The sequence below is a fragment of the Nitratireductor sp. ZSWI3 genome, from assembly GCF_024655565.1.
GTDB lineage: Bacteria > Pseudomonadota > Alphaproteobacteria > Rhizobiales > Rhizobiaceae > Nitratireductor.
In genome coordinates, this window is the sequence record NZ_JANKOF010000032.1 from 1 (window position 1) to 13,181 (window position 13,181).

The window sequence follows — 13,181 nt, forward strand, 5'->3', positions numbered from 1 at the left end:
CAACGGCGGCGGCAACGGCGGCGGCGGTGGCGGCGGCGGTGGCGGTGGCGGCAACCCCGGCAACGAGAAGAGCGTCGGTTCGGCCGGCGAAGGGCCTGGACCCCATTCAGCGAGCGACTTCGGCCCGACCGGCAGCTTCGGCAAAGGCGACGCCAAAGGAAATGGCGGCGGTCGCGGCAACCGTGACAACGCGCCGGGACACAACAAATAGCAGGCCGCGTTCAGTCAAGCCGCGCGCGCTGCCCATGACCATCGATCGCAGATCGGCCGGCCGTGGGCAGCGCCGGGTGTCTCAGCGTTCCAGCGGACCTTGAACGGCGAGCGCGGCGTCGAGATCGGCGATCAGGTCGTCGACGTGCTCGAGGCCGGCATGGAAGCGGACGATCTCGCTCGTCTGCGGGAAGTCCTGAAGCGATGGCCGGCTGCGGTCCGGCGCGATCGGCATGGCGAGGCTTTCGAACCCGCCCCAGCTGCTGCCCACGCCGAACAGCCTCAGGCGGTCGAGCAGCGCCTCGGTATCGAAGCCGGGGGCGAAGACCACCGAGAGGAGACCGTTGCTGCCCGAGGCATCGCGCTTCCAGATCGCCTGGCCCGGATGGGAGGGCAGCGCGGGGTGCAGCACGCCCAGCACCTCAGGCCGCTCGGCGAACCATGCGGCGAGCGCCATTGCGTTGTGCTCGTGCCGCTCCAGCCGCAGCGACAGGGTGCGCATGCCGCGCAGCGTGGCATAGGCCTCGTCGGGCGCCAGCCCCTGGCCGCTGGCGTGAACCGCCTTGCGCAACCGCGCCGCGGCTTCGCCGGAAGCGCTGACCGCGCCCATCATCACGTCCGCATGGCCGCCGAGATATTTCGTCCCGGCGATGATCGACACGTCGCAGCCGAGCGCGATCGGCCGGTACAGCCAGCCCGAGCCGTAGGTGTTGTCCGCCATCACCACGACCCCGGCCGCGTGGGCGCAGGCGCAGAGCGCCGGCAGATCCATCACCTCGAAGGTTTGCGAGCCGGGAGACTCGACGAAGACGAGCCTGGTTTGCGGGCGCAGATAAGGGGCGAGATCCGTGGTCCCGCAGGGGAAGAGACCGATGCTCACGCCGAACTCGGAGAGCACCTCCTCGCAAAAGGTCCGGGTGGCGCCGAAGATCGTGTCCACCAGCAGCACGTGGTCGCCGGGGCGCAGCAGCGCCAGGAGCGCCGACGAGATCGCCGCCACGCCGGAGGGGAGGAGCCAGGCGCCCTCGGCACCTTCCAGATCGGCGATGGCCTCCATCAGCGCATGGGCCGTGGTGGTGCCGCGGCGGCCGTAGGAAAGCACGCTGTCGTCGTGCTCGCGCCGGCGCTTGGTGTCGCGATAGCTTTCCACCGTGTCGTGCAGGATGGTCGAGGCCCGCACGACCGGCGGATTCGCCGGGCCGGGGCGATTGGGCTGGCCGTAGTGGCAGAGCCTGGTTTCGCGGCGCATGTCAGACCGTCTCCAAAGGGGTGGCGTGGGCCGGATTTAACGCACCGCGCTCCTGCGCGTCGAGCTGTTTGAGCAACCCGCATTCCCAGGCCAGGTACTGGCGGGCCGCTTCGAGATTGTCGTCATGGCGGTCGTGAACGAAGAACAGGTAATCGATGCAGTCGTCCTGCGCCGGCAGGTCAGGCGTGGCGACCACTGCGAGTCCCGCGGCGCGCCATTGTTCCGGACCGCCGACATGGCCTTCGACCTCGTTCGCACCGAGTTCGGTCAGGCGCTGCATCACGCCGGCGACCAGAGCTGCGCTGCGGCCGAGGACGAGGATCGGTCCCTGCGCGATCCGGGCATCGAGCCGCGCGCGGGTGACCCATTCCGCCCCTTCCACATGGCCGGCGCGATACTCCATCCCGCGCGAGGCGTCGAGCAGGCGCAGGCCCGGACGGTTGGCGATCTCGCCCAGCCTCGGCACGGACGCGGCCTCGATCACCGGCTGCGGCTCGGGGCCTGAAGCAGGGCCGGCGCTCGCATCGGCATCGAGCAGATGCACCTCGTGGCCCATGCCGCGCAGCCAGATCGCGGTGGAGGCCGCCCGCAGGCCGAGGTCGTCGCTCAGCACGATGCGGGCGTTGCGCACGGCAAGGAACTCGTCGGTGGCCTGCACCAGCTGCCCGCCGGGCGCGTGGCGCGCATGCTCGCAATGGGCCGCGAGATATTCCTCTTCGGTGCGCACATCGAACAGGTAGGTGGTGCGGCTCTCGTCCGCCATCCAGGCCGCGACAGTGCCGGGCGAAACACGGCTGAGGCCGAAACCGCGCACCAGCCGGCCCGCCCGCGCCCGCGCCAGGGCGGCGGAAGCGGGGCTCAACGCGGGCGGGGCATCGGGGGTGCGGCCATGGTCGAGCTCGAAGCCGGCAAGGCGCCAGCCCTGTGTGCCGTTGCGCAGCGCGAAGACCGGATTCTTCAGCCCCAGATTGCGCAGCGACTGGGCGCCGATGATGGAGCGGGTGCGCCCGGCGCAATTGACGATCACCGGTGTGCTCTCGTCCGCCACCAGTTCCGGCAGGCGATAGCCCAGCTCGGCGTTGGGGCAGGAGCGCGCGCCGGGCAGCGACATCTTGCGGAATTCCGAGGGCGAGCGGCCGTCGAGCACGATCATGGGCGCACTTCTGGCCTGGCGCTCGCGCAGTTCCTCGGCCGAGATCGACGGCGTGCCGCACGCATGCTCGACCAACTCGCCAAAGGTCTTGGAGAGCACATTGACCCCCTTGAAGAGCGTGTATCCCGCCGCCGCCCAGGCCGGCGCGCCGCCCTCGAGCCCCAGCAGGTTCTCATAGCCGAGCGCCGCCAGCCGCTCATGGGCGAGGGCCGACACGCCGTCGCCGTCGTCCATCAGCACGCAGAGCGTCTTCTTGCGGGGCACCAGCACCGGCGCCCGCGCCTCGATCACGCTGTAAGGGGCGCTGACGCAGAAGAAGGGATGGCCTTCGCCATACTGGCCGTGTTCGCGGATGTCGAGGAACGCAAATTCCCGTTCCGCGCCCAGCATCGGCTTGAGCGCGGTTGCCGTTATCGTCTTCATGGATCGGTTCCGCTTACGTCCGGGTTTTCACGCCGACCGACATGATCTTGCAGGTGTCGTTATCGAGGTCGAAGGTCACGCGCGACACCAGGGTCTCGAGCGGACGGTCGTAGAAATGCAGGTGGCGGATGATCTGGTCGCCGCGAATCTCCACGCTGTGGATGTCGTCGGGCATCATGGCCAGGGACTGGCCGGGCGCGATCTCGAACACCTCGCGAACCGAAAGCTTCGCATGGCCGTCGACGGAACCGTCGTCCTCGCGGGTGTAGAGCGTGTTGTGCTCGCTGCCCTCGACCGCGGCGATGCAGGCCCAGACCGTGTGGTTGTGGGGCGGGATCTTCTTTCCGGCGCGCATCACGTTGAGATAGAGGGTGATGCCCTGCGGGCCTTCCGACCCGATCAGGTAGCGCGCCTGTTTCTCCTCGCCCTCCGGCGGGGGAAAATCGGCCTCGCTCCACAGCGACGGCTGATCGGCCAGCGCCTGCAGGTTGCCGCGTATCCGGTCGAGCAGCGGTCGGTCGAGCGCTGCGCCGTCAAGCATGGCTCGGGTGCCGGAGATCAGGTTCTTCACCTTCTCCTCGCGGCTGCGGGCGATGTCGGTCTGATCAGGATTGGCCATGATCGTCGTCTCCTTGAAGCGTAAAGATTGACTCAGGTGTCGGAAACCCGGGCGGGCTGCCCGGATCCGGTGCGGTCGGCGCGGCGGCGGCGCAGCGCGCCGAGCGCCGGGGCGATCCACATGATCGCCGAAAGCGCCATCATCGCCGCGGCGATCGGGTGGCCGACGGGGTCCACGAAGACCAGCCAGTTGCCCTGCGAGATGGCCAGCGAGTTGGAGATCGAGGCTTCCATCTGCGCCCCCAGCACCAGCCCGAGGATGGCCGGCCCGAGCGGGATGCCGGAGAGGTTCATGGCGAAGGCGACGATGCCGGCGCCCAGCGCCACCCAGACGTTGAACTGGTTGTTCCCGTCCGAATAGGCCCCCAGCACGCACAGCAGCAGGATGATGCCCACCATCACCGACTTCGGAATGGAGAAGATCGTGCGCGAGACGACGCGGATGACCAGGAAGGCCATTGGCCACATCACGATGTTGCAGACGAGGAAGGCAACGATGATCATCCAGGCGATATCGCCATGCTGCGCGAACAGCAGCGGCCCCGGCACCAGCCCGTGCAGGGCCATCGCGCCGATGAACAGCGCCGAGGTGGAGTTGCCGGGAATGCCCAGCGACAGCAGCGGCACCATGGAACTGGCCGTCACGGCGTTGTTGGCTGCCTCTGGCGCGGCGATGCCTTCCGGCGCGCCTTCGCCCCATGCGGCCTCGTCGTCACGGCCGGCAAAGCGACGGCGGAACCGGCGGCCGGCCTGGTCGTAGGCGAGGTAGATCGCCATCAGCATTCCCGCTCCCGGCAGCACGCCGATGAAGTTGCCGATCGCCGAGCTGGTGCCCCAGACCGGCAGCAGGCGGCGGATCAGACCGCTGTCGAGCTTCATCGAGCCGATGACCGGCAGGCTGGCGGATGCTCCGCCGCGGCTGCGCTCGTCGACGATGTCCCTGAGCAGGTCGAACGCGGCCGCCACGCCGAAGAGCCCGACCAGCATCGGCACGAAGGGGATGCCCTCGATCAGGTTGACGCTGCCGAAGGTGTAGCGCGGAAAACCCGTCACCTGGCTGTAGCCGATGGTGGCGACGAGCAGGCCGAGCGCGGCCGAGATGATGCCCTTCAGGATGTTGCCCGACAGCAGGCCCACCACGCTCGACAGGCCGAGGATCGTCAGGGCCGCGTTCTCGACATAGCCGAAACGCAGCGCCACCTCGGCGAGCGCCGGCGCGCAGACCAGGAGCACCAGCGAGCTCAGCAGGCCGCCGACCACCGAGGAGGTCATGGCGATGGAAAGCGCCCTGCCCGCCTGTCCCTTGCGCGCCATCGCGTTGCCGTCGATCGTCGTGATCAGCGCCGAGGCGGTGCCCGGCACCTTCAGCATGATCGCCGGGATCGCCCCTCCGGCGGCGGCGGCGCAGTAGACGCCGACCATCAGCGCCAGCGCCTGATCGGCGGGAAGGCTGAAGGAAAAGGGGATGAAAACGGCAAAGGCGATGTTGTCGTTGATGCCCGGGATCGAGCCGACGATCAGCCCCGCCAGGACGCCGAGCATCACCATCGACAGCACGGTGGGCTGCAGCAGTTGGGTGAAACCGAGGAGAATCTGGTCCATCTCAGAGCCCCGGCGCGATGAAGCTGAGATAGGACCGCGGCAGGCGGACGTCGAGCACCATCACGAAGAGCAGATAGGTGACCGCGGTGACGAGCGCTGCGAAGAGCCCGAGCCTTACCGGATCACGCTGGCCGGAGAGCCACAGCAACCCTGCCTGCAGGACGAAGGTGGCGACGGCGAAGCCGACGCCGGCACCAAGGGCGGCGGCCCAGCCGCCCATGAGGACGACGCAAAGCGCGATGGCGCTGAGCTCACGGGTCGGGAGCGGTCTTGCCAGGCCCGCATGGAGGCAGCGCAGCAGCAATGCCAGGCCGGACAGGGCGAGCAGGCCGGAGACGACCGCCGGGAAGACGCGCGAGGAGGCGTCGAAGCCGGTGGCCTTGTAGAGGGCGAAACCGCCGACGCAGATCAGGATCAGGCCGACCCAGAAATCCGCGTCGCGGGTGACTGCGCCGTCGATCGCGGAAGGTTTGGAGGATGGGAGCATGACGGGTCCAGGCATCCGGGAGGAGAGATCGCCGGGCGCCCCGGGCCGGAAGGTTCCAGGGCGCCCGATCGTCCAAAGTCGGAGGGTTCCGGTTATTCGGACAGGTTGTTCTCTTTGATGATGACCGAGGCCTGCTCGGCATAAGAGGTAATGATCTTCTGGAAATCATCCGCATTGCGGTAGGTCGCATCGAACCCGCCGTCAGCCATCTTCTTCTGGTAGGTCTCGTCCTTGGCGATCTTTTCCATCAGCTCGGAGAGGAAGGCCACCACCGGCTCGGGCGTGCCGGCAGGCACGGCCCAGCCGCGGAAGGTGGCCCAGATCGGAATGCCGAGACCGGCTTCCTCGAATGTCGGCACGTCGGGAAAGTTGGCGTCGCGCATGTCGGAGGCGACGGCCAGGATGCGCACCGTTCCGCTCTTGGCGTGGCTCATCGCCTCGCCCATCGGCCAGAAGGCGCCGTCGGCATGACCGCCGATCACCGCCTGCAGCTGCTCGCCGAAACCCTTCGCCGGCACATAGGTGAATTGCGCCTTGGCGGTGGATGTCAGCGCCAGTCCGGCCATGTGGTGCGAGGTGCCGATGCCGGCGATGGTCATGGTCAGCGGCGCTTCCCGTGCGGCATTGATGAAATCCTCGATGGTCGCGAAGCGGGAATCGGCGGGCACGGCGATCACCTCGGGGTCGAGGTTGTAGGCCGCCACGGGCGTGAAATCGGCGACCTCGTAGGGCGCGCCCTTGAGCTGCGGATTGGTGACGACCGAACTGGTCATCGCCAGAAGGGTGTAGCCGTCCGGCTCGGCATTGGCCACGAAGCTCTGGCCGACAACACCGCCGCCGCCCGCGCGGTTGGACACCACCACTTCGGCACCGTCGAGAAAGCCGTTGGCCGCCTCCGCGATCAGGCGCGAGGTCACGTCGACGGCGCCGCCGGGCGCAAAGGGCACGACGAGGTCGATATCGCGCACCGGATAGTCCTGCGCCAATGCCGACGTGGCAAGCGCGCCGCCGAGAACCAGGGCGAGGCCGAGGGATTTCATCATGAGGGTACCTCCTATTTGATTTTTATCGCGCGGAAGCCCGCACGGGTTTTGATTGGTGGGGCAAGCCTAGGGAACCAAAAACATTAGGTATATTTAGAAATGCTTGCATTCCCATAAGAATCTCTTATTTGATAGCAGAATCATGCGGTTCGACTTCCATCTGGCACAGCTACGCACCCTTCTGGCCATCTCGGATGCAGGCAGTTTCGAGGCGGCGGCGCGACGGGTCGGCCGGACGCAATCCGCCGTCACCCAGCAGATGCAGAAGCTCGAGACGCTGACCGGGGCGAAGCTCTTCCGCCAGGAGGGCCGGCGGCGCGAGCTCACCCCGGCCGGGCACACGCTCGTCAGCTATGCGCGCGAAATCCTGTCCATGTCGCGCTATGCGGTGGCGGCGCTCGAACAGGCGGACGAGCAAGGCGTCGTGCGGGTGGGAGCGCCGCAGGAGATCGCCGAGCGGCTGCTGCCCTCGCTGCTGGCCGACTTCACGCGAAAATGGCCCTCGGTGCGGGTGATGATCCAGGTGGGGCGCAGCCCCGACCTGATGACCATGCTCCAGGAGGGGCGGCTGGACATGACGCTGAGCACCCGGCGCGCCGAGACGCTGAACGGCGCGCTCATCGCCAGCATCCCCGCCCGCTGGATCGCCGCCCCCGGCTTCGAATGGGACACGCATATGCCGGTGCCGTTGATCCTCGCCGACGAACCCAGCATGTTCCGGCAGATCGCGCTGGCGGCGCTCGACGTGCACGGGCTGTCCTATGTCGAGCGGGTCACCTCGCCCTCGCTCGCGGGTGTGCGGCTGTCGGTCTATTCGGGCATCGGGATCACCGCACGCACCGAGAGCTCGTTCTTTTCGGAAACCAGGGTGCTCGGACCTGAACAGGGCCTGCCGCCGCTGCCGATGGTCAGCTACTACGCCTATCTCGCCAATCGCGATCACTCCGCCCATGTGACCGCGCTCTTCGAACGCATCGTCGAGGAGGGGCAGACCAGCCTTTCCTGACGGCAGATCGCCTCCCGTCTCGACGGACGATCGTGTGGCTTCGACCCCGCGGCACCCTCTGCCCTGCTGGGCATCTTTCCCTCAAGAGCAGGGCAATCGCTTATGGATTTGGCCTGCCCCTACTCCGTCTCGGGGCTTTGCCCCGAGATGGGCGGAAGCAGGCGGTGGATCAGGCGCCGAGATCGACGAGGAAGCGCATGGACAGCGGCAACGAGGCGGCGCCGAGAACGCGCGCCATCGGGCCGACGGTCCCCGAGAGCACCTGTGGGCAGCGGATGCCGGCAAGGTCCAACCCGGTGAAGGCGATCTCGGTCTTGGCGACGAGGCGCTGGCGCAGAGGCTCGGGAAGCCAGCCGTCGATCACCAACGCTTCGAGATCGCAGACCGCAACGGCGGCAATGGCGGCATGGGCGAGGCCGGCCGCCGCCTGGTCCATCCAGGCGTCGAGGACCGCCTCGTCGACATCCCATGTGTCCGCACTTTCCCAAAGACGCGCGCTGCCGGTTTCGAGCTGCCTTTCGAGCTCGGAGAGGGACGCGACGCTGACCAGTTGCCGCACCTTGCCGGTGCCGTCCGGAACAAGCATCGAGGCCAGGGCCCCGGCATTGCCGAAGCTGCCCGTGAACAGCGTGCCGTTGAGAACCAACCCGCCGCCAATGAAGAAGCCAAGAAACGCGTAGAGAAAATTGCGCGGCAGGTCGGAAGTTCCGAAAACCAGCTCGGCATTGCACGCGGCGGTCGCGTCGTTCTCCAGGACGACGGGCCAGGCCATCTCTTCGGCAAGCTCGGCTCGAATGTCGCGGTGACGCCAGTCGGCCATGGCGTGCTGCGGCACCTGGAGGGCTCCCGCCCAATTCCAGAGCTGGAACGGCAGCCCGATGCCGAAACCGGCGATCCGCTTGCGTTGCGATGCATCGAGGCGGGTCAGAAGGGATGCCGTCGCCGACCGGGCGAACGCGACGGTCGCATCGGGCGTCGGATAGTCGTGCCGCTGCACCTCGCTGCCCAGCACGGAGCCCCGGAAGTCGATCAGCATCAGCTCCGTGCGCCGCCGCCCCACCTTCAGCCCGAGGAAGAAGGCGCCGTCGGCGGCAAGGTTCATCGGCACCAGCGGCTGCCCCACCTTGCCGCGCACCGGCGCCTGCTTCTCCAGCAGGCCCTCGTGCTCGAGCCCGCGCATGATCACCGAGCCGGCTTGCGCGGAAAGCCCGGTCATCCGCGCGATCTCGGATTTGGACAGCGGGCCGTGCTTGCGGACCAGGGACAACACCAGCCTTTCGTTGCGCTCGCGCATCAGCAACTGGTTGGCGCCCAGCATGGCCGACCTTTCGGATCGGCGCGCTTCGTCTCCTGCGGTCAGCTCATCCATTCTCGACCCCTTCCCCCTGCCTCCCTTACGGTCATCTTGGCCGAGCCGTCCACTCGGGTCAATATTTAAATCAATGTGATTTATCTATTGACGGGCCGATTGAGTCCGTGCAGGCTATTCCTGTCCTGAGGAATGGATGTCATTATTTGCGATTGGGAGGAAATATCGTGACTCTTGCCAAGAGAACATTTTTGGGCGCCTCCGTTCTGGCGTTGAGCGCGCTGGCCACCGCCGCGCACGCCCAGAGCCAGACGAACACCAGCGCCTGTCTCATTACGAAGACCGACACCAACCCCTTCTTCGTCAAGATGAAGGAAGGCGCCAGCGCGAAGGCGAAGGAACTGGGCGTCGAGCTCAAGACGTTCGCCGGCAAGATCGATGGCGATCACGAGACACAGGTGCAGGCGATCGAGACCTGCATCGCCGATGGCGCCAAGGGCATCCTGATCACCGCTTCGGACACCTCGTCGATCGTCTCCGCGGTGCAGCAGGCCCGCGATGCCGGGCTGCTGGTGATCGCGCTCGACACGCCGCTCGATCCAACCGATGCCGCCGATGCCACCTTCGCCACCGACAATTTCCTGGCCGGCGAGCTGATCGGGCAATGGGCCCGCGCCAAGCTGGGCGATGAAGCGGCCGATGCGAAGATCGCCATGCTCGATCTCGCCGTGTCGCAGCCCACCGTGGGCGTGCTGCGCGACCAGGGCTTCCTCCAGGGCTTCGGCATCGAGCTCGGCGACCCCAACAAATGGGGCGACGAGAGCGACGAGCGCATCGTCGGCCACGACGTGACGGCCGGCAATGAAGAGGGCGGGCGCACCGCCATGGAAAATCTGCTCGCCTCCGACCCGATGATCAACGTCGTCTACACGATCAACGAACCGGCCGCCGCCGGGGCATATGAGGCGCTGAAGGCCATCGGCCGCGAGAAGGACGTGCTGATCGTCTCCGTCGATGGCGGTTGCCCCGGCGTCAAGAACGTTGCCGACGGGGTTATCGGCGCCACCGCGCAGCAATATCCGCTGAAAATGGCGTCGCTCGGCATCGAGGCGATCAAGAAATGGGCCGACGAGGGCGTGAAGCCCGAGCCGACCGAAGGCAAGGAGTTCTTCGACACCGGCGTCGCCCTGGTGACGGATCAGCCTGTCGACGGGGTCGAATCCATCTCCGTCGAAGAGGGCCAGAACCTCTGCTGGGGTTGAATTTGTTGGAACGCGGCGGGGTGAGGCATGGCCTCCCCCTGCTGCCGGCACGCGGAAGGCCGGTCGTGTCGAGACGGTCGCCAAAGTGACCGACACAATGGGAGGTATGTCATGGCAGCGTCTGCCGTGAAGGGGCAGGAATACGAAACCTCGCTCTCGCAAGCCAGCACGAGCATCGCCGATTTCGAGGACCATCGCACCGGCCTGGTATACAGGGCTCAGAACCTGCTGCATCAGACACCGTCCCTGGTGCCCCTGATCGTTCTTGTCGTGTCGGTCCTCGTGTTCGGGGCCCTGCTCGGCGCCAAGTTCTTCTCGCCTTTCGCGCTGACGCTGATCCTTCAGCAGGTGCAGATCGTCGGCATTCTCGCCGCCGCACAGAGCCTCGTCATCCTGACGGCGGGAATCGACCTTTCCGTCGGTGCGATCATGGTCCTGTCCTCGGTGGTGATGGGGCAGTTCGCCTTTCGCTACGGCCTGCCGCCGGCGCTGGCGATCGCCTGCGGGCTCGGCGTCGGGACCTTCTGCGGCTTCGTAAACGGATTCCTCGTGGCAAAGGTCAAGCTGCCGCCCTTCATCGTCACGCTGGGGATGTGGCAGATCGTGCTGGCGACGAACTTTCTCTATTCCGCCAACGAGACCATCCGCGCCCAGGAAATCGAAGCCGGCGCGCCGCTGCTGCACTTCTTCGGCACCAAGTTCACCATCGGCGGTGCCGTCTTCACCGTGGGCGTCGTCTTCATGGTGGTTCTGGTCTTCGTGCTCGCCTATGCGCTGCGCCACACAGCCTGGGGCCGCCATGTCTATGCGGTCGGCGACGACAAGGAAGCGGCCGAGCTTTCCGGCGTGCGCACGGACCGGGTGCTGATCTCGGTCTATATGCTGTCGGGCCTCATCTGCGCCTTCGCCGGATGGGCCCTGATCGGCCGTATCGGGTCGGTTTCGCCGACGTCGGGCCAGCTCGGCAACATCGAATCGATCACCGCGGTGGTGATCGGCGGCATTTCGCTCTTCGGCGGGCGCGGATCGATCATCGGCTCGCTCTTCGGGGCGCTCATCGTCGGCGTCTTCACGCTCGGCCTCAGGCTGCTCGGTGCGGATGCGCAATGGACCTATCTGCTCATCGGCATGCTCATCATCGCCGCCGTGGCCGTCGATCAATGGATCAGAAAGGTATCGGTCTGATGAAACCTGTTTTGCAGGCCAGGAACCTGGTCAAGCGGTATGGCCGCGTGACGGCCCTCGATCACTGCGATTTCGAGCTCTTCCCCGGCGAGATCCTCGCCGTGATCGGCGACAACGGTGCTGGCAAGTCGACGCTCATCAAGGCGATCTCCGGTGCGGTGGTTCCCGACGAGGGAGAGGTGTGGCTCGAGGGCAGACAGGTGCATTTCGCGTCGCCTCTCGCCGCCCGCGAGCATGGGATAGAAACCGTCTATCAGCAGCTCGCCATGTCGCCGGCCCTGTCGATCATCGACAACATGTTCATGGGGCGTGAGCTGCGCAAGCCCGGCATCATGGGCCGCTTGTTCCGTCAGCTCGACCGCGCCGAGATGGAGCGCTTTGCCCGCGAGAAACTGAACGATCTCGGCCTGACGACGATCCAGAACATCCGCCAGGTGGTGGAGACGCTTTCGGGCGGCCAGCGCCAGGGTGTCGCCGTCGCACGGGCTGCCGCCTTCGGATCCAAGGTCATCATCCTGGACGAGCCGACGGCCGCCCTGGGCGTCAAGGAAAGCCGCAAGGTGCTGGAGCTCATCCAGGACGTGAAGTCGCGCGGCATTCCGATCGTCCTGATCTCGCACAACATGCCGCATGTCTTCGAAGTCGCCGACCGCATCCATGTGCACCGGCTCGGCAAGCGGCTTTGCGTGATCAATCCCGGCGAGCACTCCATGTCCGACGCCGTCGCCCTGATGACCGGGGCCATGCAGCCCGGCCAGTCCCAGGCGGCCTGACCGGGACGAGCGCCAGGACCGATACGGGAGATGCCCGGCAGGCCAGAGGGGGCGTGCCGCGTGCCGGCGAGGCCGGACCGAAGTCACGCACGCTTCCGTCAAGACAGAAGACAATCTACGTCGATTGCCGGCCGCGGCTGATCCGGCCGCTGACGCGGTCGCGCCCGACGGCGATGACGCGCTCCATGCCGGCCGCCGCCGCGTCGCCGTCGCCGGCCTCGACCGCCGTGACGATCTGGCGGTGATCGGCGACGGAGGCGAGCTGTGTCTCGTCCTCCACCGGCGAGCTGAGCTTGAAGGCCGAGACGAGGGCAGCCTCGATCAGATTGCCCACCGAATGCATGAACGGGTTCTTCGAGGCGCCGAGCAGCGCCATGTGGAAGTCGAGATCGGCGAGCGCGAAGCTCTCCTTGGAGTTCGCCTCTGCCATCCTGTCGGCCAGGTCGTAGAGCCTGGCGATGTCTTCCGGCGTGGCGTTCCGGGCCGCCAGCCGCGCGGCAAAAGGCTCGAACGACAGGCGCATCTCCGACAGGTGCTGCAGGAACTCCTCGGTGATTCCCGCCTCGAAATGCCATGTCAGCACGTCGGCGTCGAGCAGGTTCCACTTCTCCTTTTCCGTCACGCGCGTGCCGATGCGCGCCCGGGGAAACACGAGGCCCTTGGCGGTCAGCGTCTTCATGGCTTCGCGCAGGACGGTGCGCGAGACCTCGAAACGCCTGGCAAGCTCCACATCGCCCGGAAGCAGGCTCCCAACCGCGTAGTCGCCCGCGACGACGGCCTTGCCGATCTCGTTGACGACGAAGGCGTGGTTGTTGCGGGCGTAGTTGCCGGAGATCGCCGTTCTGAGCAAATCCATATCCT

General features: G+C 66.8%; 12 protein-coding genes and 1 pseudogene. 5 read left to right on the plus strand and 8 right to left on the minus strand.

Going from position 1 to position 13,181, the window contains the following annotated elements; translation table 11 throughout:
• Positions 1-211 (plus strand): annotated as a pseudogene (locus NUU27_RS11935) (hypothetical protein); the annotation flags it as partial.
• Between the two features lie 81 nt (positions 212-292).
• Here NUU27_RS11935 and metC read toward each other — a convergent pair.
• The 6 genes from metC to NUU27_RS11965 form a co-directional block, all read right to left on the minus strand.
• On the minus strand, positions 293-1,459 hold the full coding sequence (gene metC / locus NUU27_RS11940) for a cystathionine beta-lyase (RefSeq protein WP_257762331.1): 1,167 nt from the start codon (positions 1,457-1,459) through the stop codon (positions 293-295).
• A gap of 1 nt (position 1,460) precedes the next feature.
• A complete protein-coding gene (locus NUU27_RS11945; protein ID WP_257762332.1) occupies positions 1,461-3,035 on the minus strand; it encodes a rhodanese-like domain-containing protein in 1,575 nt (524 codons plus the stop codon).
• A 13-nt stretch (positions 3,036-3,048) separates the two neighbouring features.
• Positions 3,049-3,654: a cysteine dioxygenase family protein gene (locus NUU27_RS11950; RefSeq protein WP_257762333.1), complete on the minus strand. Its 606-nt coding sequence runs from the start codon at positions 3,652-3,654 to the stop codon at positions 3,049-3,051.
• Between the two features lie 32 nt (positions 3,655-3,686).
• Positions 3,687-5,255: a tripartite tricarboxylate transporter permease gene (locus NUU27_RS11955; protein ID WP_257762334.1), complete on the minus strand. Its 1,569-nt coding sequence runs from the start codon at positions 5,253-5,255 to the stop codon at positions 3,687-3,689.
• Position 5,256: 1 nt separating this feature from the next.
• Complete coding sequence (locus NUU27_RS11960; RefSeq protein ID WP_257762335.1) at positions 5,257-5,742, minus strand: tripartite tricarboxylate transporter TctB family protein; 486 nt, start codon at positions 5,740-5,742, stop codon at positions 5,257-5,259.
• 92 nt (positions 5,743-5,834) lie between these two features.
• The gene (locus NUU27_RS11965) at positions 5,835-6,785 is read right to left on the minus strand and encodes a tripartite tricarboxylate transporter substrate binding protein (protein WP_257762336.1); all 951 of its coding nucleotides are present in this window, start codon (positions 6,783-6,785) and stop codon (positions 5,835-5,837) included.
• A gap of 142 nt (positions 6,786-6,927) precedes the next feature.
• Between NUU27_RS11965 and NUU27_RS11970 the strand changes: the two genes are divergently transcribed.
• On the plus strand, positions 6,928-7,791 hold the full coding sequence (locus NUU27_RS11970) for a LysR substrate-binding domain-containing protein (protein WP_257762337.1): 864 nt from the start codon (positions 6,928-6,930) through the stop codon (positions 7,789-7,791).
• 169 nt (positions 7,792-7,960) lie between these two features.
• Here NUU27_RS11970 and NUU27_RS11975 read toward each other — a convergent pair whose 3' ends face one another.
• Positions 7,961-9,160, minus strand: coding sequence for an ROK family transcriptional regulator (locus NUU27_RS11975; RefSeq protein ID WP_257762338.1), 1,200 nt, complete (start codon positions 9,158-9,160; stop codon positions 7,961-7,963).
• A 206-nt stretch (positions 9,161-9,366) separates the two neighbouring features.
• On the opposite strand from NUU27_RS11975, the gene NUU27_RS11980 reads away from it, so the two are divergent.
• From NUU27_RS11980 to NUU27_RS11990, 3 genes are all read left to right on the plus strand, one after another.
• Positions 9,367-10,362: a sugar ABC transporter substrate-binding protein gene (locus NUU27_RS11980; RefSeq protein ID WP_257762369.1), complete on the plus strand. Its 996-nt coding sequence runs from the start codon at positions 9,367-9,369 to the stop codon at positions 10,360-10,362.
• A 111-nt stretch (positions 10,363-10,473) separates the two neighbouring features.
• A complete protein-coding gene (locus tag NUU27_RS11985) occupies positions 10,474-11,547 on the plus strand; it encodes an ABC transporter permease (RefSeq protein ID WP_257762339.1) in 1,074 nt (357 codons plus the stop codon).
• Positions 11,523-12,320: an ATP-binding cassette domain-containing protein gene (locus NUU27_RS11990; RefSeq protein ID WP_257762340.1), complete on the plus strand. Its 798-nt coding sequence runs from the start codon at positions 11,523-11,525 to the stop codon at positions 12,318-12,320. Before NUU27_RS11985 ends, NUU27_RS11990 begins: the two co-directional genes overlap by 25 nt.
• 115 nt (positions 12,321-12,435) lie before the next feature.
• Here NUU27_RS11990 and NUU27_RS11995 read toward each other — a convergent pair whose 3' ends face one another.
• Positions 12,436-13,176 carry a FadR/GntR family transcriptional regulator gene (locus tag NUU27_RS11995; protein ID WP_257762341.1) on the minus strand — a complete coding sequence of 247 codons (741 nt, stop codon included), beginning with the start codon at positions 13,174-13,176 and terminating at the stop codon, positions 12,436-12,438.
• Positions 13,177-13,181: the final 5 nt, after the last annotated feature.

What these genes read in the sequence shown, in the direction of transcription:
- NUU27_RS11945 (WP_257762332.1), bottom strand. Translation starts at nt 3,035, where the DNA reads ATGAAGACGATAACGGCAACCGCGCTCAAGCCGATGCTGGGCGCGGAA.
- NUU27_RS11985 (WP_257762339.1), top strand. Translation starts at nt 10,474, where the DNA reads ATGGCAGCGTCTGCCGTGAAGGGGCAGGAATACGAAACCTCGCTCTCG.
- NUU27_RS11950 (WP_257762333.1), bottom strand. Translation starts at nt 3,654, where the DNA reads ATGGCCAATCCTGATCAGACCGACATCGCCCGCAGCCGCGAGGAGAAG.
- NUU27_RS11975 (WP_257762338.1), bottom strand. Translation starts at nt 9,160, where the DNA reads ATGGATGAGCTGACCGCAGGAGACGAAGCGCGCCGATCCGAAAGGTCG.
- NUU27_RS11960 (WP_257762335.1), bottom strand. Translation starts at nt 5,742, where the DNA reads ATGCTCCCATCCTCCAAACCTTCCGCGATCGACGGCGCAGTCACCCGC.
- NUU27_RS11970 (WP_257762337.1), top strand. Translation starts at nt 6,928, where the DNA reads ATGCGGTTCGACTTCCATCTGGCACAGCTACGCACCCTTCTGGCCATC.
- NUU27_RS11955 (WP_257762334.1), bottom strand. Translation starts at nt 5,255, where the DNA reads ATGGACCAGATTCTCCTCGGTTTCACCCAACTGCTGCAGCCCACCGTG.
- NUU27_RS11990 (WP_257762340.1), top strand. Translation starts at nt 11,523, where the DNA reads ATGGATCAGAAAGGTATCGGTCTGATGAAACCTGTTTTGCAGGCCAGG.
- NUU27_RS11995 (WP_257762341.1), bottom strand. Translation starts at nt 13,176, where the DNA reads ATGGATTTGCTCAGAACGGCGATCTCCGGCAACTACGCCCGCAACAAC.
- NUU27_RS11965 (WP_257762336.1), bottom strand. Translation starts at nt 6,785, where the DNA reads ATGATGAAATCCCTCGGCCTCGCCCTGGTTCTCGGCGGCGCGCTTGCC.
- metC (WP_257762331.1), bottom strand. Translation starts at nt 1,459, where the DNA reads ATGCGCCGCGAAACCAGGCTCTGCCACTACGGCCAGCCCAATCGCCCC.